The following is a 20,489-nucleotide window of genomic DNA, read 5'->3' as shown; positions in this document are numbered from 1 at the left end:
GACCTGGGCCGCGCGCTCGTCAACGGCGGCCCTCATTAAAATGGTCTGAACTATATCAAGCACGCGCACGCTTGCGCAGCCTTTTCATCCATGACCGACATTCCGATCGACGAGCATGCCCTGCAGCAGGTACGCCTTTTCAACAACAAACTGGCGCGCCTGCCGCGCTTCAAGATGCGCAACCGCTCCACGCCCGTGCTCGGCCAGGCGCTGCTGCGCCTGTCGCAGCTGGGCGCCGACCGCAAGCTGGCGCGCCGCGGCATCCGGGTCGATACACCGGTTGCCGCCGCCGACGGCCTGCGCGTGCCGCTGCGGGTATTGCGCCCGGCCGGCCCCGGCCCGGTAGGCGCCGTGGTGCTCGACATCCACGGCGGCGGCTGGGTGATCGGCAATGCGCGCATGAACGACCTGCACAATGCGGCCATCGTCGCGGCTTGCGGGGTGGCGGTCGTGTCGGTCGACTACCGGCTGGTGCGGCCGCACCTCGCTCACCGCACCCTGCAGGATGCGATGGACGACTGCCTGGCCGCCGCGCGCTGGCTGCTTGGAGGCGGCCTGCCGGAATTCGACGGCTTGCCGGCATTTATCCTGGGCGAGTCGGCCGGCGCCCACCTGGCGGCCACGGTGCTGCTGCGCCTGAAGCAGGAGCCGGCGCTGCTGGCGCGCATCGCCGGCGCGGTGCTGTACTACGGCGTCTACGACCTCGGCGGCAGCCCGAGCGTGCGCCAGGCCGGACCAAGCACCCTGGTGCTGGACGGTCCCGGCATGGTCGACGCGCTGCGCATGCTCACGCCCGACTGCAATGACGACGAACGGCGCCAGGCGCCGCGCTCGCCCCTGTACGACGACCTCTCCGGCATGCCGCCGGCGCTGATGCTTGCCGGCGCGCGCGATCCCCTGCGCGACGACACGCTGCAGATGGCGGCGCGCTGGCGCGCGGTGGCCAATGCCGCCGAGGTCGAGCTGCACCTGCTGCCCGAGGCGCCGCACGGCTTCATCCATTTTCCGACGCCGCTGGCGGCCATCGTGCCGGCGCGCACGCATGCGTGGCTGGGCGAGCGCATCGCGGCGTGGAGCGTGCCAACGCGCCCGCAAGTCTCCAGTGCGGGGCCCGTTCCGAGGCTCGTGCGATGATGTAATTTCATCATCGAACCAGGCGCCGCAGGTCCCACACCGGCGCCCCGGCACCGGCCCGGCTAGCCGCTGGAGAACTGTTTTTCCCTTATGCTGACCGACATCCTGATCATCCTCTTCCTGATCCTGCTCAACGGCGTATTCGCGATGTCGGAATTGGCGCTGGTCTCGGCCAAGCGGATGCGGCTGGAGAAATCCGCCCTCGAGGGCAGCCGCGGCGCGCGCGCCGCGCTTGGCCTGGCCGACGAACCGAGCAACTTCCTCTCCACGGTCCAAGTCGGCATCACCCTGATCAGCATCTTCAACGGTGCCTTCGGCGAAGCCTCGCTGGTGGCGCACCTGACGCCGCAGTTCAAGGAAATCCCGGTGCTGGCGCCGTATGCCTACCAGGCCGCGCTCGGCCTGGTGGTGGTCTGCATCACCTTTGCCTCGATCATCCTGGGCGAACTGGTCCCCAAGCGTATCGCGATGGCGTATCCGGAAGCGGTGGCGACCCTGATCGCGCCGCCGCTGCGCATGCTCTCGACGGTAATGTCGCCTTTTGTGAAGATCCTCGCCTTCGCCACCGAGGCGATCGTGCGCCTGCTCGGCATCGGCCGCCACAAGGAAGCCGCGCCGACCGAGGAAGACATCACCGGCATGATCAAGGAGAGCACCGACGCCGGCGTGTTCGAAAAGACCGAATACGACATCGTCTCGCGCGCGCTGCGCCTGGACGACCAGCACCTCAAAGCGCTGATGACGCCGCGCGTCGACCTGGTGCTGGTCGACCTCGACATCCCGCGCGAAGACAACCTGGCCCGCATCGCCTGCAGCCCCTACAGCCGCATGCCGGTCTGCCGCGGCGACCGCTCGCGCATCATCGGCTTCGTGCACTGCCGCGACCTGCTGGCCCAGGCGGTGCGCGCACGCACGATCGACGCCATCGACATCGAAGCGGCCGTGCAGGAAATCCTGTACGTGCCCGATTCGGTCAGCGCCATGGCCCTGCTCGAACTATTCAAGAAAAACAAGGCCGAGATCGCGCTGATCGTCGACGAATACGGCGACATCCAGGGCATGGTCACCCTTACCGACGTGATGAGCGCGCTCGTGGGCGACGTCTCGGTGATCGGCGAAGAAGGCGAAAACGACGCCGTGCAGCGCGACGACGGCAGCTGGCTGCTCGATGGCGGCGTGGCGCTCGAGCGCTTCCGCGACGTGATGGGCACCCCCCTGCGCTTCCCGAACGAGGAAGCCGGCGCCTACCACACGCTGGCCGGCTTCATGCTCTACCAGCTCGGCTACATTCCCAAGATCGCCGAAGTCACGCAGTACGGCGATTACTGCTTCGAGGTGATGGACATGGACGGCAACCGCATCGACCAGCTGCTGGTGACCTACGTGCCGCCGGCGCCGGAGCCGGCGGATGGAGACGACGTACGCGACAGCGCAGTTTGAATGTCGTTTCAGACAACTGAGTAAACTACGCGGATTTGTCTGCCCACGGTATCTGGACGACGTCAAGCTGGACTGCTGAATCGCTCAAGTTCCAGGCAAGATCAACGTTCTCAGTGTCTCCATTAACGATTCTTTCTCGCGCCCTATCCCAAGTTCCGGCTGACCAGCAGCATCGCGCCTATACAGCAAATTATCATAATACTGTGCGATCATCGCAATCGCCAGATAAGGGGCCGTCTGATGGCCCTTTTGATCGACGAGATGGCGGAAATAGATACCGGCCTGGTGCTTCGGCCAAGCACGTTGAGCTATACGAACTGCAAATACAAGCTCAGCTTCAATTGCCTGGAGGTCGAGTGTACCATCGGCATGTTCCTGCACATCCCAAACAAACAAGGTATAACTTTCTCCCTCCCGGGCCCATTGGTAATTCCCCTCACGAAAACCATCTGCAAATCTTGCTGGAATTGACTGGGAGGTCTGGCCGACATAGTAAATCGTGCCATCAAACCCGGGGGCTACAATCATATAAATCTTGGCGGTTGAAGTCAGGCTTGGCCCTGCCAACGAGGGCGTATAGGCGCAGACCTTTTTCGGACCGATTGCCAAGTTGTAAATCAAAACATTTTTGAGTTGAAGGTGAGCCATCGAAGACCAGTAAATAGATTGAACAGCAACCGAGCGCCGACCTCAAGCGGAAATACGATGGCGCTTACCCATGCGTTAATTTTTTCTTTCAACGAGTGTAGCTACATTCTTGATTAGCGACAAATTTTTGACAAGAAAAATACCCATGCAGGTTGCTAGGTTCTTACTGCATTGACGGCTTCTGTCTGGAGGTCGCGCTGTCTGAGCCACTATCTCGACATAGCTCAGCGAATTGCTGTACTTCCTCACGACAGTAGTATGTTAGGAACAACGACTTTCCAACTCTTAATCTCCCGTTAATATTGTTGAGTTAATCTCCTTGCTTTAGAGTCAGTTGGCCAAACACGGGAGAGTATGGACGCCATCAACCTCGGACCGCTGGTCCTGCCGCTGCGCGTGCTGGCGCCGCTCGCCGCGCTGCTGGGCGCGAACGGCGTCGCCTGGCTGTGGCAGCGGCGGCGCGGCGTCGATGCCTCCAACGCGCTGTGGCAGATGACGTTGTGGGGCTTCCTCGCGGCGCGCGCCGCCTTCGTGGTCAAGCACTGGGACAGCTATGCGGCGGCGCCGCTCGGCATGCTCGACATCCGCGATGGCGGCTTCGTCGCCACGGCCGGCCTGCTGGCGGCATGCGCGGTCGGCCTCGAACAGTTGCGGCGCCACCCGGGGCTGCGGCGCTCCCTCGTCACCTCGGCGTTGGCCGGCCTGCTGGTCTGGGGCGGCGCCACGGTCGCCATCCATTCCAGCCAGCCGGACAATGTCTCTTTACCCGCGCTCACCCTGCAACAGCTCGATGGCGGCGCCGTAGCGCTCGAGCGCTTCAAGGGGCGCCCGGTGGTCGTCAACCTGTGGGCGACCTGGTGCCCGCCCTGCCGGCGCGAGATGCCGGCCCTCGCGGCAGCGCAGGCGGCCAATTCCGACGTCGCCTTTGTCTTCGTCAATGCGGGCGAGGATGCCGCCACCGTGCGGCGCTACCTGGTCGAGGCCGGCCTGGCGCCGCAGAATGTCCTGCTCGACGGGACGCGCGCGGCGGCGCGCGCGATGGACGCCGTCGGCTATCCGACCACGCTGTTCTATGACCGCCACGGCATGCTGGCGGGACGCCACATGGGAGAACTCTCGCGTGCCGCCGTGGACGAGCAGGTGGAGCGGCTGCGCGCCGCGCGCTAAGTTGCTTCACCTCGGGCGGCACCTCGGACTCGCGCGCGCGGTCAAAGGGCGAGGAGGCTCCCATGACCATCGACTGGATCCACTTCACGCCCTGGACATCGCTCGGCGGCGGCATGCTGATCGGCCTGGCCGCCGCGCTGCTGATCCTTTTCAACGGCCGCATCGCCGGCATCAGCGGCATCCTCGGCGGGCTGCTGCCGCCCACCCGCGGCGACGCCGCCTGGCGTGCGCTGTTCCTGCTCGGCCTGGTGCTGGCGCCGATCCTATGGGCAGCCGTGCGGCCGCTGCCCATCCCCCACATCGAGGCCGGCCACGGCATGCTGGCCGCGGCGGGCCTGCTGGTCGGCATCGGCACCCGCTACGGCAGCGGCTGCACCAGCGGCCATGGCGTGTGCGGGATGGCGCGGCTGTCGCCGCGTTCGATCGTGGCCACCTGCACCTTCGTGGCGGTCGGCTTCGTCACCGTGTACCTGCTGCGCCATGCGGGCGGCTGAGGACAGGTCATGGTTCTCGCCGCCGCCTTTGCCATCGGCCTGCTGTTCGGGATCGGGCTGATCCTGTCCGGGCTCACCGATCCGGGCAAGGTGCTTGCCTTTCTCGACCTGGCCGGCGCCTGGGACCCGTCGCTGCTGTGCACGATGGGTTGCGCCACGCTGGTCGCGGCGATTGGTTTTCGCCTCGCCCGGTCTCGCCGCACGGCGCTGCTGGGAACGCCGATGCGCCTGCCGGCCGGCGGCGCGATCGACCGCCGCCTGGTGCTGGGCAGCGTGGTCTTCGGCGCCGGCTGGGGCCTGGCCGGATTCTGTCCGGGGCCGGCGCTGGCCTCGCTCGGCACGGGACTGGTCGAACCGCTGCTGTTCGTGGCGGCGATGGTGGCCGGGATGGGCTCGTTTTCCCTGTTTGAGCGGCTGGGCGCGCGCCGGGACAAGCCTGCCTGAGCGTCGACGGGCCGCACCACAGGCCGCGTACGTCCCGGCGCCGTACCGCATGGGCGGAGCCCACCCTACAACTGCCCGGTCGGCCCGCGCTGCGCCCGACCGTTGTCGGCGATGAGCCACAGACCGGGTACGGCCCGGCCGGCATCGTGCCGCGCCGCATGCATCGCGCGACACGTAGGGTGGGCTCCGCCCACGCGGTCGTACGCATCCATTGGCATACCGTCTGCGCCCGACCGTCGGCAGCGATGAGCCACGAGCCGCAGGCATGCAAACGCCGTACCGCGTGGGCGGAGCCCACCCTACAACTGCCCGGTTGGCGTCGGGCTGCGCGAAACCGTGCGCGGCGATGAAGCTCCGGCCGCGTGTCTTGACAGTCGTGCCGCATGAGCGCAGCCCACCCTACAGCCCGGATGCATTAGAATCATCGACTTTTGCACACCGGGCCAGCGGCACATGTTAGAACCGACGCAACAACTCCATCGCGGCCTCAAGAGCCGGCACATCCAGCTGATCGCCCTCGGCGGCGCCATCGGCACCGGGCTTTTCCTCGGCATTGCGCAAACCATCCAGATGGCCGGACCGTCGGTGCTGCTCGGCTACGGCATCGCCGGCGTGGTCGCCTTTTTGATCATGCGCCAGCTGGCCGAACTGGTGGTCGAGGAGCCGGTCGCCGGCTCGGTCAGCTATTTCGCCGACAAATACGGCGGCCACATGGCCGGCTACATCGCCGGCTGGAATTACTGGGTGATGTACATCCTGGTGACGATGGCCGAGCTGTCGGGCGCCGGGATCTACGTCCAGTACTGGTTCCCCGAGGTGCCGACCTGGGTCTCGGCGCTGGTCTTCTTCGTCATCATCAACTCCTTCAGCCTGCTCAACGTCAAGGCCTTCGGCGAGCTCGAATTCTGGTTCGCGGTAATCAAGGTGGTCGCCGTGATCGGCATGATCCTGTTCGGCGGTTATCTGCTCATCTCCGGCACGGCCGGGCCGGAAGCGGGCGTGGCCAACCTGTGGCAGCATGGCGGTTTCTTCCCGAACGGCGTCGGCGGCATGGTGATGGCGATGGCCGTCATTATGTTTTCCTTCGGCGGCCTGGAACTGATCGGCATCACCGCCGCCGAAGCCGACGACCCGGCGCGCTCGATCCCGCGCGCGACCAACCAGGCGCTGTGGCGCGTGCTGATCTTCTACATCGGCGCCCTGTTCGTCCTGCTCTCGCTGTTCCCGTGGCAGAAAGTGGCCAGCGGCGGCAGCCCGTTCGTACTGATCTTCGCGGCGCTCGACAGCCCGGCGGTGGCCACCGTACTCAACATCGTCGTGCTGACGGCCGCGCTGTCGGTCTACAACAGCGGCGTCTACGCCAACACGCGCATGCTCTACGGCCTGGCCGCGCAGGGCAACGCGCCGCGCTTCCTGATGCACGTCACCCGCAAGGGCGTGCCGCTGGCGGCGCTGGGCGTGTCCTCGCTGGTGACGGCGGCCTGCATCGCGGTCAACTACTTCCTGCCGCGCGAAGCCTTCGGGATGATGATGGGGCTGGCGGTGTCGGGCCTGATCATCAACTGGGCCACGATCTCGATCGTGCACCTGCGCTTCCGCAAGGCCAGGGCCGGGACGCGCACGCAGTTTCCGAGCCTGTTCCATCCGCTGTCGAACTGGCTGTGCCTCGCCTTTTTGGCGGGGATCACGGTGGTGATGTACATGACGCCGGGGCTGCGGGTGTCGGTGTACCTGATTCCAGTGTGGCTGCTGGTGTTGTGCGTGGGGTATGCTCTGCGGCAGCGGCGCTTGGGGCGCTGACGTTCGGGGCGCTGTTGCGTGTGGCGCCATTGGTTCGTTTGATCCGCATGGGGCGTAGCGGGGAATTCGGGCAGCATGCTGCCCGCCCGCGGAGCGCCCTGCCCGACAGGGCAGGGCACGAGTGCCCATCCTACGGGTGGCGCTAGCGGTAAGATCATACGAAATTCGTAGGGTGGACTCCTGAGTCCACGCGTTACGCACGTCTCCCTGCACCGGAGACGCTGACCAATCGCTCCCCCTCCCCGTCCGTGCGCTCGCTCGTGGCGCATCGCAGTATCATGGTTCAATCCAACCGGACAACGGTGTCCACAACCATGACCCTATTGCGCTCCGACGCCGCGCTGCGGCGCGACCAGATTCTCGATGCCGCCGATGCCGTCTTCGCCGAACGCGGCGTCACGGCCCCGCTCGACCTGGTGGTGACGCGCGCCGGCGTCGGGCGCGCGACGCTGTACCGCAATTTTCCCGACCGCGCGGCCCTGGTCGAGGCCTTGTTCGAACGCGCCCTCGCCGGCCTGGAAAGCGCGGCCAAGGGCCAGGACCTGTTCGCGCTGGTCGAGCAGGTCGGCCTGGACCTGGTCGGCGCGCCGGCGCTGGCCGACTACTGGCGCGCGCTCGAACCCGGCCATCCGGCCGCGAAGACGGCGCGCGAGCGTCTGGCGAAGCTGTTCCGCGCGCCGCTCGCCGCGGCGCTCACCCGTAAAACCTGCCGCGCCGACCTGCGCCCGGCCGACCTGGTGCTGGTCTGCGGCATGCTCGGCGCCGCATTGCGCGGGGCCACGCCGGCCCAGCGCCGCACGCTGGTGCGGCGCGCGCTCGAACTCCTGCAGGACGGCATCGGCGCAGCGGCGCCGCTGCGGGGACGCTGAATGGTCCAGCTGCTCAAACCGACACCGGATTGGGAGGAACACGAAAAACCCGGCCTGCCCGGCTCGCCCTCGATGCCCTACCACTCGCCGGGCGTGCGCTTGGCGTATGCGCTGGTGGCCCTGCTGGTCGGTATCACCGGCGGCCTCGGTAACGCGCTGGTGTCGGCCAACCTGCCCACCATCCAGGGCCAGCTCGGCCTGACCCCATCGGAAGCGACCTGGCTGCCGGCGGCCTACGTGATGGTGAACATCACGGTCAACCTGCTGGTGTTCAAATTCCGCCAGCAGTACGGCATGCGCCTGTTCACCGAGATCGGGCTGGCGCTGTACGCCGCCGTCACCGTGCTGCACCTGCTGGTCGGCGGCTTTACCATGGCCGTTGCCGTGCGCGCGGTGAGCGGCTTTGCCGGCGCGGCGGCCACCACGCTGTCGATGCTCTACATGCTGCAGGCGGCGCCGCGCGCCTACACCGGCAAGATGGTGGTGATCGGGGTCGGCATCCCGCAGCTGGCCACGCCGCTGGCCTGGCTGCTCTCGCCGACGCTGCTGGTCTACGGCCAGTGGCACAACCTGTACCTGTTCGAGGCAGGCCTGGCGCTGTGTTCGCTCGCCGCCGTGGTGGTGCTGAAACTCCCGCCCGGCATGCACATCAAGGTGTTCGAGAAGCGCGACTTCATCACGTTCGCCCTGATGGCGCCGGGCGCCGCGATGCTGGTGGCCGTGCTGGCGCAGGGCTATTCGCAGTGGTGGTTCGACGAACCCTGGCTGGCCTGGCTGCTGATCGGGGCCCTGGTGCTGCTGGGCGCCGCCTTCTTCCTCGAACACCACCGCGAGAACCCGCTGATCCAGACGCGCTGGCTGGCCACGCCCACCATGCTGCGCTTTATCGTCGGCGCCTTCCTGATCCGCTTCCTCACTTCCGAGCAGACCTTCGGCGCGGTCGGCTTCCTGCGCGCGCTCGGCATGGGCCCGGACCAGATGCAGCCCCTGTTCGCCGTGATCCTGGCCGGCACCGTCTTCGGCATCGCCGCCAGCTCGCTTACCTTCAGCCCGAAGACGCTGATCCCGCAGATCATCGTCGCCATCATCCTGTTCGGCGCCGCCGCCGCCATCGACTATGGCCGCACCAGCCTGGACCGGCCGCAGGATTTCTTCTTCAGCCAGTTCCTGGTCGCCGTCGGCGGCGGCATGTTCCTCGGCCCGCTGGTGCTGCTGGGGATCACCCAGGCCCTGAAATTCGGCGCCAACTATGTGATCACATTCACGGTGGTGCTGTCGATGACGCAGACGCTGGGCGCGATGACCGGTTCGGCCCTGCTCGGCACCTACCAGCTGCACCGCGAACAGGTGTATTCCACCAGCCTGGTCTCGCAACTCAATCCCGCCGATCCACTCGTCGCCCAGCGACTGCAGCTGCAGGCAGGGATCTACCGCGGCACGATCGCCGACCCGGCGCTGCGCGCGGCGCAGGGCGCGGCTTTGCTGGCCCAGATCACGCGGCGCGAAGCGAACGTGCGCGCCTTTAACGATGTCTTTGCCCTTTCCGGGGTGCTGGCCCTGCTGTTCCTGTTCTGGTCCCTGTTCGTGGCGGTGCGCGCCGCGATCCGCGACCGGCGCGCCGCCGCCCTCGCCATCAGCAGCTAACAAGGCTTTAAACCGAAGGCTTGAAACCGTATGAATGCTCCACGACCACCCACCCCCGAAGAAACCGCAGCCCTCGAAGCGAATCCGCCGGCGCCCGGCGACGCGGACGACGCAGCGCCACCGGCCGCAACAACGAATCCTTCGCCAACGCCACCGGTGGCGCAGCCGGCGCCGGCCGCGGCCCAGCCTGCGCCGCCGCCGAAGAAGATCAAGGCCACGCCGGCCTCGATCGGCATCATGGTCGTGGTCGCCGCCGTCGGCATCGCCCTCATCCTGTGGGCCTGGCGCCTGGGTCCCTTCAACAGCACGCGCGTGAGTACCGACAATGCCTACGTGCGCGGCGCGATCACCGTGCTCGCGCCCCAGGTCAACGGCTACGTGACCGAGGTGCTGGTCAGGGACTTCCAGTACGTGAAAGCCGGCCAGGAACTGCTGCGGATCGACGACCGTATCTATGCCGAGCGGGTACGCGCGGCCGAGGGCCAGGTCGCGAATGCCACCGCCCAGCTGAACAATGCCGAGCAGACCCAGGCCCAGAACACGGCCACCGTCGGTTCCGCGCGCGCCAACCTGGTCGCGGCGCAGGCCGAGGCGGCGCGCGCCCGCGCCGAGCAGGCGCGCGTCGACGAGCTGGCCGAACGCGGCTCGGTGTCGCTGAGCGAACGCGACCGCGTGCGCACGTCGGCGCGCCTGGCCGCGGCCAACGTCCTGAAAGCCCAGGCCGAGATCGAAATTTCGCAGCAGCGCGTGAAAGGCACGACGGTCTCGCGCGGCGGCCTGGAAGCGCAGGTGCGCATGGCCGAGGCCCAGGTGGCACTGGCGAAGATCGACCTGGCCAACACCGTGATCCGGGCGCCGCGCGACGGCCAGGTGAGCGAATCGACGGTGCGCCCCGGCCAGTACGTGACGGCCGGCTCGCAGCTGCTGTTCCTGGTGCCGGACACCTTGTGGGTGGTCGCCAACTTCAAGGAAGGCCAGACCTGGCGCATGCGCGTCGGCCAGCCGGCCACGCTGGCGGTCGACGCCTTCGAAGGCGCCACCCTCACCGGCCACGTCGAGCAGATCGCGCCGGCCACCGGTTCCGAATTCTCGGTGCTGCGGCCCGACAACGCCTCCGGCAATTTCACCAAGGTCGTGCAGCGCCTGCCGATCCGGATCGCCATCGACGCCAACCAGGAACTGGCAAAGCGCCTGCGGCCCGGCATGTCGGTGACGGCGGAAGTCGACACGGGCGCGGCGGCGCGTGAAGGCGCAAGTGCCAACGGCACTGCGGGTGGGGTTGCCCGCGGGGTTGCCCGGTGAGGCGGCGTCCGTTCAACGCCGCGCTTGCGGCCGTCGGCGCTGCTACACTGTCGGGCTGCCTGCCGGCCTACCGCGCCGCACCGGCGGCGGCGCAGGTCGCGGCGCCCGCCGCCTGGCGCGAGCCGGTGGCCGGCGCGGCCGCGATCGACCCGCACTGGTGGCGCGCGTTCGGCGACCCGGCCCTGGCCAGCCTGGTCGAAACGGCGCTGGCGCGCAACAGCGACGTCCTGATCGCCGTGGCGCGCATCGACGAAGCGCGCGCCCAGGCCGAACTGGCGGAAAGCGCACGCCTGCCGGCCGTGAACGGCGCGCTCGGCCTGCAAACCGGGCGCGCGCTGGAAGCGACCGGGATCAGCAACAGCAAAGTCATCCAGCCGAACCTGCAGGCCAGCTGGGAACTCGACCTGTTCGGCCGCATCCGCAACCAGATCCGCGCCGCCAACCTGCAATACCAGGCGACCCAGGCCGAGCGCGATGCGGCGGCGCTGTCGGTGGCCGCCTCCACCGCCCAGAACTACGTCGTCCTGCTCGCCCTCGACGCCCAACTGTTCATCACGCGCGAAACGGTGGCCTCGCGCGCCGAAGCGCTGCGCCTGGCCCAGGACCAGGCCCGGGTCGGCTATATCTCGCAGTTGCAGCTGACCCAGGCGCAGTCGGAATACCAGTCGGTGCTGGGCGCGATTCCCGAACTCGAACTGGCGGTGCGGCGCCAGGAAAACGCGCTGCGCCTGCTGGCCGGCGAGTTGCCCGGCGACGTATTGGACAAGACGAAGCACGGCGCCGGTTTCGATGCCCTGCGCCTGCCGCCGGTGCCCGGCGTGCTGCCCTCGCAACTGCTGGCGCGCCGTCCCGACATCTTCCAGCGCGAACTGCTGCTGGCCGCCGCCGACGTCAATCTCGCCATTCGCCGCCAGGCCTTCCTGCCGCAGGTTTCGCTCAGCGCCCAGCTGGGCAGCCTGTTCGTGAATGCGCTCGACTACGATCCGGTCACGGTCTGGAGCCTGGGCGGCAGCGTGCTGGCGCCGCTGTTTTCCGGCGGGCGCCTGACTGCCCAGGTCGAAGCGGCCGCCTCGCAGCGCGACCAGGCGGCGTTCGCCTACCGGCGCACGGTGCTGACGGCGTTTTCCGAGGTGGAGAATGCGCTGGCCGGGGTGCCGCGGCTGGCCGAACAGGTGAGCCACGCCGTGCAGCGGCGCGAAATCCTGACGCGCTCGCTCGGCTATGCGACCGACCGTTACCAGGCCGGCTATGCCTCCTACCTCGAGCAACTCGATGCCCAGCGCAATTTATACCAGGTGGAGTTGAACCTGATTACGCTGCAGCGCACACAGATGGAAAACCTGATTGGCTTGTATCGGGCGCTGGGGGGTGGGTGGACTGCGGGCGCCGGGCGCTGACGTTCCCCACATCGTCGCAGCCAGCGGGCGCCAGCCCCGGCACGGTCCGCGAGCGGCAGGTATCACCGCATGGGCAGAGTCCACCCTACATCACCGTAGGGTGGACTCCGTCCACGCGTGCTACGCGACTTCGGACCATCCGCACCCGCGCCGGCACCCACTAAAATGCCGCACCGCAGCACGAAAATACTTCTCTGCAATGCCCGTGCATGCTCTTGCACGATTTATCATCTCATCCTGCCGCACATCACCTTACAAAGGAAACGCGCATTATGAGCCAGGGTACCCCTCTGTCGCTGCATGTTCCGGAGCCGACCGGCCGTCCGGGTTGCAAGACCGATTTTTCATACCTACAAATGAGTCCCGCCGGCGCCGTCCGGCGGCCTGAAGTGGACGTCCAGTTCGGCGACACCGCCGACCTCGTCTCCAGCCTGATCCGCGTGCTCGACGACGACGGCAATGCCGTCGGTCCGTGGGCGCCGCAGATCGACGTCGACAAGCTGCGCTTCGGCCTGCGCACGATGATGAAGACCCGCATCTTCGATGCGCGCATGGTCATCGGCCAGCGCCAGAAGAAGATGTCGTTCTACATGACCTCGCTCGGCGAGGAAGCCATCGGCACCGCGCACGCGCTGGCGCTGAAGGACGGCGACATGTGCTTCCCGACCTATCGCCAGCAAAGCCTCCTGATGGCGCGCGAATACCCGATGGTCGACATGATCTGCCAGCTGCTCTCGAACGAGCGCGACCCGATGAAGGGCCGCCAGTTGCCGGTCATGTACTCGGTCAAGGAAAAAGGCTTTTTCAGCATCTCCGGTAACCTCGCCACGCAAGTGCCGCAGGCGGTCGGCTGGGCCATGGCCTCGGCGATCAAGGGCGACACAAAAATCGCCTCGGCCTGGATCGGCGACGGCGCCACCGCGGAAAGCGATTTCCATACCGCGCTCACCTTCGCGCACGTGTACCGCGCGCCCTGCATCATCAACGTCGTCAACAACCAGTGGGCGATCTCGACCTTCCAGGCGATTGCCGGCGGCGAGAGCGTGACCTTCGCCGCACGCGGCGTCGGGTCAGGCATTGCATCCCTGCGCGTGGACGGCAACGACTTCCTGGCCGTGTACGCCGCTTCCTGCTGGGCCGCCGAGCGCGCCCGGCGCAACCTCGGACCGACGCTGATCGAATGGGTGACCTACCGCGCCGGCCCGCACTCCACCTCCGACGATCCGTCGCGCTACCGCCCGGCCGACGACTGGACCCGCTTCCCGCTGGGCGACCCGATCGCGCGCCTGCGCCAGCACCTGACCAAGATCGGTGCCTGGTCCGACGACGAGCATGCGCGCGTCCAGGGCGACCTGGAAGCCGAAGTCCTGGCCGCGCAACGCGAAGCGGAACAATACGGCACGCTGGCCGACGGCCGCGTCCCGAGCGCGGCGTCGATGTTCGAGGATGTCTATAAAGACATGCCCGAGCACCTGCGCCGCCAACGTCAACAATTGGGAGTGTGAGATGGCGCGCGACGAGAACGATGCAAACCCGGCGGGGAAAGACCCGGCCGAGGGTACGACAATGACCCAGATGACGATGATCCAGGCGCTGCGCTCGGCCATGGACGTCATGCTGGGCCGCGACGACAATGTCGTCGTCTATGGCCAGGACGTCGGCTATTTCGGCGGCGTGTTCCGCGCCACCGACGGCCTGCAAACGAAGTACGGCAAGAGCCGCGTGTTCGACGCGCCGATTTCCGAAGGCGGCATCGTCGGTACCGCGGTCGGCATGGGCGCGTATGGCCTGCGTCCGGTGATCGAGATCCAGTTCGCCGATTACTTCTATCCGGCGTCCGACCAGATCGTCTCCGAAGCGGCGCGCCTGCGCTACCGCTCGGCCGGCGACTTCACCGCCCCGCTGACGATCCGCATGCCCTGCGGCGGCGGCATCTATGGCGGCCAGACCCACAGCCAGAGCCCGGAAGCGATGTTCACCCACGTCTGCGGCCTGCGCACCGTGATGCCGTCGAACCCCTACGACGCGAAAGGTCTGCTCATCGCCTCGATCGAGAACGACGATCCGGTGATCTTCCTGGAACCGAAGCGCCTGTACAACGGCCCCTTCGACGGCCACCACGACCGTCCGGTCACGTCCTGGGGCAAGCACCCGATGGGCCAGGTCCCGGAAGGCTATTACACGGTCCCGCTGGACAAGGCCGCGATCTTCCGCCCCGGCGCCGACCTCACCGTGATCACCTACGGCACCATGGTCTGGGTCTCGGAAGCGGCGGCGCTGGAAACCGGCATCGACGCCGAGATCATCGACCTGCGCACCCTGTGGCCGCTCGACCTCGACACCATCGTCGAATCGGTGAAAAAGACCGGCCGCTGCGTCGTCGTGCATGAAGCGACGCGCACCAGCGGTTTCGGCGCGGAACTCGCGTCGCTCGTGCAGGAACATTGCTTCTATCACCTGGAAGCGCCGATCGAGCGCGTCGCCGGATGGGACACCCCGTATCCGCACGCGCAGGAATGGGCGTATTTCCCGGGGCCCGACCGTGTCGGCGCCGCGTTCAAACGTGCGATGGAGGCGAAGTAAATGGGTATTCATGTCATCAAGATGCCGGACCTGGGCGAAGGCATCGCCGAAGTCGAGGTCGTGGCCTGGCACGTCAAGCCGGGCGACACGGTCAAGGAAGACCAGGTGCTGGCCGACGTCATGACCGACAAGGCCACCGTCGAGATTCCCTCGCCGGTGAACGGCACCGTCACTTCGCTGGGCGGCAAGCTGGGCGAAGCGATGGCCGTGGGCGCGGAACTAATCCGCCTCGAAGTCGAAGGCGCAGGTAACTTCAAGGTCGACGCCAAGACGCCGGCGCAGGCAGTACGCAACGAAGCCGTGGCCGCAGCGGAAAGCGCCGGCACCACGGCAGCGCGCGCCGGTGGCGGCGGCACGGTCGACGAGTTCATCCCGATCACGGTGGCGCAGCCGGAAACGGTGGTCACGAGCGTGACCAGCGCGCAGACCGCAGCGGCGCCCGCGCCCGCCAAGGCCGCGCCGGCGCAACCGTCGCACGCCGCGCAAGCCTATGCCGCGGCCCCGGCCCACCACGGCCGCGCGCCCGGCGAAAAGCCGCTGGCCGCGCCCGCCGTGCGCCAGCGCGCCTGGGACATGGGCATCGAGCTGCAATACGTGACCGGCTCCGGCCCGGCCGGGCGCATCAGCCATGCCGACCTCGACGCCCACGTCTCGCGCGGCCAGCAGAAAGCCGCCGAGGGCGACCGCCGCTATGCGGTGCTGGAGGGCGAACAGGCGATGCCGCTGATCGGCATGCGCCGCAAGATCGCCGAGAAAATGGCGGAAGCCAAGCGCCGCATCCCGCATTTCACCTATGTCGAGGAAATCGACGTCACCGAACTCGAAGCGCTGCGCGTGCAGCTGAATAGCCGCTACGCCGGCCAGCGTCCGAAACTGACGCTGCTGCCGCTGATCATGCGCGCCGTGGTGCTGGCGATCCGCAAGTACCCGTCGGTGAACGCCCGTTTCGACGACGAGGCGAACATCGTCACCACCTACAACCCGGTCCACCTGGGCATCGCCGCCCAGACCGACGCCGGGCTGATGGTGCCGGTGGTGAAGAATGCCGAAGCGCGCGATCCGTGGTCGGCCGCCGCCGAGGTGGCGCGCCTGGCCGAAGCCGCGCGCAGCGGCAAGGCGCTGCGCGAAGAGCTCAGCGGCTCGACCATCACCATCACCAGCCTGGGCGCGCTGGGCGGCATCGTCACCACACCGGTCATCAACCGGCCGGAAGTGGCGATCGTCGGCGTCAACCGCATCATCGACAAGCCGGTCATCCTGAATGGCGCCATGGTGGCACGCAAGACCATGAACCTGTCGTCCTCGTTCGACCATCGCGTGATCGACGGCATGGTCGCGGCCGAATTCATCCAGACCATCCGCGGCTACCTCGAGTGCCCGGCAACCCTGTTCGTGGAGTAAGCCGATGAACCAACTGACAACTACTTTGCTCGTCATCGGCGGCGGCCCCGGCGGCTATGTCGCCGCCATCCGCGCCGGCCAGCTCGGCATCCCGACCATCCTGGTCGAGGCCGGCCAGCTGGGCGGCACCTGCCTGAACATCGGCTGCATCCCTTCCAAAGCCCTGATCCACGCGGCCGAGGAATTCGAGAAGGCGAACCACTACGCCAGCGGCTCGGCGCTCGGCATCTCGGCCGCCGCGCCCTCGATCGACGTCACCCGCACGGTCGGCTGGAAGGACGGCATCGTCAAGCGGCTGACCGGCGGCGTCGGCGCGCTGCTGAAGAAGAACGACGTCCAGGTCATCAACGGCTTCGCCCGCATCCTCGACGGCAAGACGGTCGAAGTCAAAGGCGCGGACGGCGCGCTGCAGCGCATCCGCTGCGAACACCTGCTGCTCGCGGCCGGCTCGGAAGCGGTGGAACTGCCCTTCATGCCCTTCGGCGGCATGGTGGTGTCCTCGACCGAGGCGCTGTCGCCGCAAACCATCCCCAAGCAGCTGGTGGTGGTCGGCGCCGGCTACATCGGCCTGGAACTGGGCACGGCCTACCGCAAGCTGGGCGCCGAAGTCACGGTGATCGAAGCGGCGGATCGCATCCTGCCGGCCTATGACGCCGAACTGACCAAGCCGGTCGGCGCAGCGTTGAAGCGCCTCGGCATCGACCTGCGCCTCGGTTCCTCGGTGCTCGGCCTGAACGCCGCCGGCGACGGCGTGCGCGTCAAGGAAGCCAATGGCGAAGAGATCGTCCTGTCGGCCGACCGCGTGCTGGTGGCGGTCGGCCGCCGTCCGCGCGCCGGCGGCTGGGGCCTCGAATCGCTGCAGCTCGACATGAATGGGCGCGCAGTGAAAATCGACGACCAGTGCCGCACCTCGATGCGCAACGTCTGGGCGATCGGCGACCTGGCCGGCGAACCGATGCTGGCGCACCGGGCGATGGCCCAGGGTGAGATGGTGGCCGAGATTATCTCCGGCAAACGGCGCCACTTCCAGCCGGCCGCCATGCCGGCGGTCTGCTTCACCGATCCGGAAGTGGTCGTGGTCGGCATGGTGCCGAGCGAGGCGGACGCCGCCGGCATCGACGCCATCAGCGCCAACTTCCCGTTCGCGGCGAACGGGCGCGCAATGACGATCGAGTCGACCGACGGTTTCGTGCGCGTGGTGGCGCGGCGCGACAACCACCTGATCCTCGGCTGGCAGGCGGTCGGACGCGGCGTGTCGGAACTGTCGACGGCGTTCAGCCACTCGATCGAACTGGGCGCGCGCCTGGAAGACGTCGGCGGCACTATCCACGCGCATCCGACGCTGGGCGAAGCGGTGCAGGAAGCGGCGCTGCGCGCGCTCGGACACGCACTGCACATCTGACGCACTCGTCGTACCACGTATCGCAAAGGCGCCGCTGGCGCCTTTGTTCGTTTCAGGTACTGCAATCAATACCAAGTATTCCATTTGAATACCGACTGATTCTGTCGATAAATCTTACATACAGTTACAACTCGTATTGAGGCATATCAATTTTTCTTATTGGAATCAATGACGTAGGATAACACTTACAACTTGGCACGCTTGTTGCTCATAGTAGGGTCCACACTAACCGGAGATTTTCATGACGCTGAAATCGATGTCCAAAATGCTTGCCAGCCTGTCGTTCCTTGCCTGCACCTCTGTATTCGCTGCGCCAGTCGTCATCAATGTCGCCGGCGTCCAGAGCATCGGCGAATTCGGCGACTCGCGTAATACCGTGTACGAGTACAACGTCGGCGCGAACGCCACCATCACCAACGTCAGCTATTCGGTCAACGTGACTGCCTTCAGCCCAAGCTGGCTGTCGGAAATCGCGTTTGCGATCACCGACTCGGGCGTCACTGACGGCGTGCTGTTCACCCCAGGCTTCGAAGATGCGTTCGCAGGCACGGCGCAGTACGACGCGAGCACGATCCTGGCCGACGAAGGCCTGTCGTTCAACGTCGGCGCCGACGGCATCCTGCGCGTCGAGTTCTATGACGACTTTGACGACGGCGCTGTGGATCCGGATGGCCGCTGGAACTTCGGCACCATCACCATCGCCTTCGAACCCGACGTCGAAGTGCCGGTCGATCCGGGCCCAGGCACCGACGTGCCGGAACCGGCAAGCGCCCTGCTGCTGGGCGTCGGCGCCCTGGCGATGGGCTACGGCCGCCGCCGCCGCGCCGCGAAAGCCGCTGCACACTAAGCTGTCGACCTGAAGCACCGGCCCGGCCTTGCGCGCATGCGCGGCGCCGGGCTTTTTTTCGCCTCCGGGCCACTCTTTCAAGCCGCTGTCGGCGCCGCGCCACACCCGAACCCCGCGTCAAGATGTCGTTCTGGAAAGCGTGCGATAATCCGCGCCGGCCGACGCTTCCGCTGTCGGCCTCCCTCATCCACCATCGGTATCACTACAGAGAGAGCCCAGTCATGTTCAAGAAAATCGCCGCCGCGGCCGTCGCAGTCGCTGCCTTCGCCGCTTCCTCCGCCGCACTCGCCCAGCAGCAGATGCCGTTCTACGCCGGTATCGACGCCGGCTCGACCAAGATCAAGGGCGCAGACCGCGAAGGCAGCTATGGCGTCTTCTTCGGCTACAAGTTCACTCCCGGCGTTGCCATCGAAGGCGGCTACCACCGCCTGGCCGATACCGAAGTGCGTTACGCCGGCGTGCGCACCGACCTGACGCTCGACCAGATCGACCTGTCGCTGATCGGCAGCCTGCCACTGTCGAATGGCTTCGACGTGTACGGCCGCCTCGGCTACAACCGTCTGGAAGCCGAAGCCAGCGTGGCCGGCTTCAGCGCCAAGGAACACGATTCGCATGCCCTGTACGGCCTCGGCCTGGGCTATACCTTCACGCCGGTCGTGCATGGCCGCGTGGAAGTGCAGAAGCCGGAGAGCGACGTGACCCGCGTGCTGGCCGGCGTCGCCTTCCGTTTCTAAGCGCCGCAGAGGCAAGACCGGAACCGGGATGCGGCCGCATCCCGGTTTTTTTTGGCGCTGTCACCGTTCGCTGTTGATGGGGCCGATGGTCAGACGCAGCAATTGATCGGCGGAAGTGACCTTTCCACCATCGAGCGCGCGGCGCCAGCCCAGGTAATTCGGCAGATAACGCGACGCGACCCCGTGAAACCGCGCCAGCCATTCGCGAAAGCGGCGATGCCAGGCATTCACGTTCTGCACGTGAATGGCGCCCGCGGCCTCGCGGCGGACGCGTTCGCCGGCGCGCAGGTTGACGGCCTGGTGCGCAATGCCGTGCGCACGCGCAAACGCGCGGTAGGCCGCATGCGCGTCGGTAACCAATAGCACTTGCCGGTCGAGGTGGGGCAGCAAGTGGTGCTCGAGTTGCGCCTTGCACAAGGCGCCGCGCCCGGTCACGGCGTCGATGGTCTGGCCGCTGCGGTCGCGCGCCACCAGGATGCAGTCGAGTTCGCGCGAGATGCCGCGCTCTGCCGCCTCGCCGCCACGCTTGCGCGGCGCCCGGTCGAGCTTGCGCGATCCCTTCTGCGACTCGCGTAGAAACATTTCGTCGGCCTCGACGATGCCGTTCAGGCACACCGGCCGGTCGTCCTTGACCCGGTCGAGAAACCGGTGGCGCCATCTGAATGCGGTATTGCGGTGCACCTCCGTTTGCTCTGCCGCTGCGCGCACCGGGCGCGACGCGCGCAGCGCATCGAGGTAATCGAGCCATTTGGCGCGCAACCTCAGCCGTGCCAGCGGCGTGCCGGTGAGGTCGTTGAAGGTGCGCCGGCACCCGCGGCAGCGATAGCGCTGCAGGCCGTTCGCGTGGCCATGGCGGTGCCAGCCGGGACAGCGGCAATGCGGGCAGCGGCGCCCGGGTCCGCGCAATTGTTCGATCAGTGCGAGCAGTTGCTGCAATCCGGCTGCCGGCCGCAAGGCATCGAGTACCCGTAGTCGCTGCGGCTGATTCAGTGTCGGCAATGCCGCAAACCACTTCTTGAACCCTGGCGCTTTCATGGCAGATCCATATCGTTGGCGATACGGGTTCGACCGCCAGGCAGCTCAGCAGTTCAATCCTCATCCATAGCGAACGGTGACAGCGCCTTTTTTTTCGTCAAAGCAAGCGTGCGCCCGCCCCACCACTGCCGCGGGCATCATGGACGCT

At 67.0% G+C, this 20,489-nt stretch carries 18 protein-coding genes; 16 read left to right on the top strand and 2 right to left on the bottom strand.

Annotated elements, in window-relative coordinates; translation table 11 throughout:
* Positions 1-90 precede the first annotated feature (90 nt).
* Positions 91-1,134 carry an alpha/beta hydrolase gene (locus AC56LG_RS22325; RefSeq protein WP_497168217.1) on the top strand — a complete coding sequence of 348 codons (1,044 nt, stop codon included), beginning with the start codon at positions 91-93 and terminating at the stop codon, positions 1,132-1,134.
* Between the two features lie 90 nt (positions 1,135-1,224).
* Positions 1,225-2,574 carry a hemolysin family protein gene (locus AC56LG_RS22320; protein ID WP_497168216.1) on the top strand — a complete coding sequence of 450 codons (1,350 nt, stop codon included), beginning with the start codon at positions 1,225-1,227 and terminating at the stop codon, positions 2,572-2,574.
* 84 nt (positions 2,575-2,658) lie between these two features.
* Here the strand turns inward: AC56LG_RS22320 and AC56LG_RS22315 are convergent, their stop codons facing one another.
* The gene (locus tag AC56LG_RS22315; protein WP_497168215.1) at positions 2,659-3,222 is read right to left on the bottom strand and encodes a hypothetical protein; all 564 of its coding nucleotides are present in this window, start codon (positions 3,220-3,222) and stop codon (positions 2,659-2,661) included.
* Positions 3,223-3,576: 354 nt separating this feature from the next.
* Between AC56LG_RS22315 and AC56LG_RS22310 the strand changes: the two genes are divergently transcribed.
* The 14 genes from AC56LG_RS22310 to AC56LG_RS22245 all read left to right on the top strand — a co-directional run bounded on the left by AC56LG_RS22310 (position 3,577) and on the right by AC56LG_RS22245 (position 19,306).
* The gene (locus AC56LG_RS22310; RefSeq protein ID WP_497168214.1) at positions 3,577-4,389 is read left to right on the top strand and encodes a TlpA family protein disulfide reductase; all 813 of its coding nucleotides are present in this window, start codon (positions 3,577-3,579) and stop codon (positions 4,387-4,389) included.
* A gap of 62 nt (positions 4,390-4,451) precedes the next feature.
* Positions 4,452-4,883, top strand: a complete 432-nt coding sequence (locus tag AC56LG_RS22305; protein ID WP_497168213.1) for a YeeE/YedE family protein — start codon at positions 4,452-4,454, stop codon at positions 4,881-4,883.
* A 9-nt stretch (positions 4,884-4,892) separates the two neighbouring features.
* Complete coding sequence (locus AC56LG_RS22300; RefSeq protein ID WP_497168212.1) at positions 4,893-5,327, top strand: DUF6691 family protein; 435 nt, start codon at positions 4,893-4,895, stop codon at positions 5,325-5,327.
* A gap of 453 nt (positions 5,328-5,780) precedes the next feature.
* Positions 5,781-7,127: an amino acid permease gene (locus tag AC56LG_RS22295; protein ID WP_497168211.1), complete on the top strand. Its 1,347-nt coding sequence runs from the start codon at positions 5,781-5,783 to the stop codon at positions 7,125-7,127.
* A 314-nt stretch (positions 7,128-7,441) separates the two neighbouring features.
* Positions 7,442-7,996, top strand: a complete 555-nt coding sequence (locus AC56LG_RS22290) for a TetR/AcrR family transcriptional regulator (RefSeq protein WP_497168210.1) — start codon at positions 7,442-7,444, stop codon at positions 7,994-7,996.
* Positions 7,997-9,640 carry an MFS transporter gene (locus AC56LG_RS22285; RefSeq protein WP_497168209.1) on the top strand — a complete coding sequence of 548 codons (1,644 nt, stop codon included), beginning with the start codon at positions 7,997-7,999 and terminating at the stop codon, positions 9,638-9,640.
* A 30-nt stretch (positions 9,641-9,670) separates the two neighbouring features.
* Complete coding sequence (locus tag AC56LG_RS22280; protein WP_497168208.1) at positions 9,671-10,942, top strand: HlyD family secretion protein; 1,272 nt, start codon at positions 9,671-9,673, stop codon at positions 10,940-10,942.
* Complete coding sequence (locus tag AC56LG_RS22275; RefSeq protein ID WP_497168207.1) at positions 10,939-12,339, top strand: efflux transporter outer membrane subunit; 1,401 nt, start codon at positions 10,939-10,941, stop codon at positions 12,337-12,339. Before AC56LG_RS22280 ends, AC56LG_RS22275 begins: the two co-directional genes overlap by 4 nt.
* A 272-nt stretch (positions 12,340-12,611) precedes the next feature.
* Positions 12,612-13,844 (top strand): 3-methyl-2-oxobutanoate dehydrogenase (2-methylpropanoyl-transferring) subunit alpha, encoded by a 1,233-nt coding sequence (locus tag AC56LG_RS22270; RefSeq protein WP_497168206.1) that lies wholly within the window; start codon positions 12,612-12,614, stop codon positions 13,842-13,844.
* Positions 13,845-13,914: 70 nt separating this feature from the next.
* Positions 13,915-14,922, top strand: coding sequence for an alpha-ketoacid dehydrogenase subunit beta (locus tag AC56LG_RS22265; protein WP_497168335.1), 1,008 nt, complete (start codon positions 13,915-13,917; stop codon positions 14,920-14,922).
* Positions 14,923-16,323, top strand: a complete 1,401-nt coding sequence (locus AC56LG_RS22260; RefSeq protein WP_497168205.1) for a dihydrolipoamide acetyltransferase family protein — start codon at positions 14,923-14,925, stop codon at positions 16,321-16,323. It begins immediately after the preceding gene.
* A gap of 4 nt (positions 16,324-16,327) precedes the next feature.
* Complete coding sequence (gene lpdA, locus AC56LG_RS22255; RefSeq protein ID WP_497168204.1) at positions 16,328-17,725, top strand: dihydrolipoyl dehydrogenase; 1,398 nt, start codon at positions 16,328-16,330, stop codon at positions 17,723-17,725.
* Positions 17,726-17,966: 241 nt separating this feature from the next.
* Complete coding sequence (locus tag AC56LG_RS22250) at positions 17,967-18,572, top strand: PEP-CTERM sorting domain-containing protein (protein WP_497168203.1); 606 nt, start codon at positions 17,967-17,969, stop codon at positions 18,570-18,572.
* 221 nt (positions 18,573-18,793) lie between these two features.
* The gene (locus AC56LG_RS22245; protein ID WP_497168202.1) at positions 18,794-19,306 is read left to right on the top strand and encodes a porin family protein; all 513 of its coding nucleotides are present in this window, start codon (positions 18,794-18,796) and stop codon (positions 19,304-19,306) included.
* Positions 19,307-19,366: 60 nt separating this feature from the next.
* On the opposite strand, the gene AC56LG_RS22240 is transcribed toward AC56LG_RS22245, so the two are convergent.
* Complete coding sequence (locus AC56LG_RS22240; protein ID WP_497168201.1) at positions 19,367-20,341, bottom strand: IS1595 family transposase; 975 nt, start codon at positions 20,339-20,341, stop codon at positions 19,367-19,369.
* Positions 20,342-20,489: the final 148 nt, after the last annotated feature.

This window comes from Telluria sp. ZB2R32, assembly GCF_059685715.1.
Note: the sequence above shows the minus strand (reverse complement) of the source record. Positions and strands in the feature narration are given on the sequence as shown.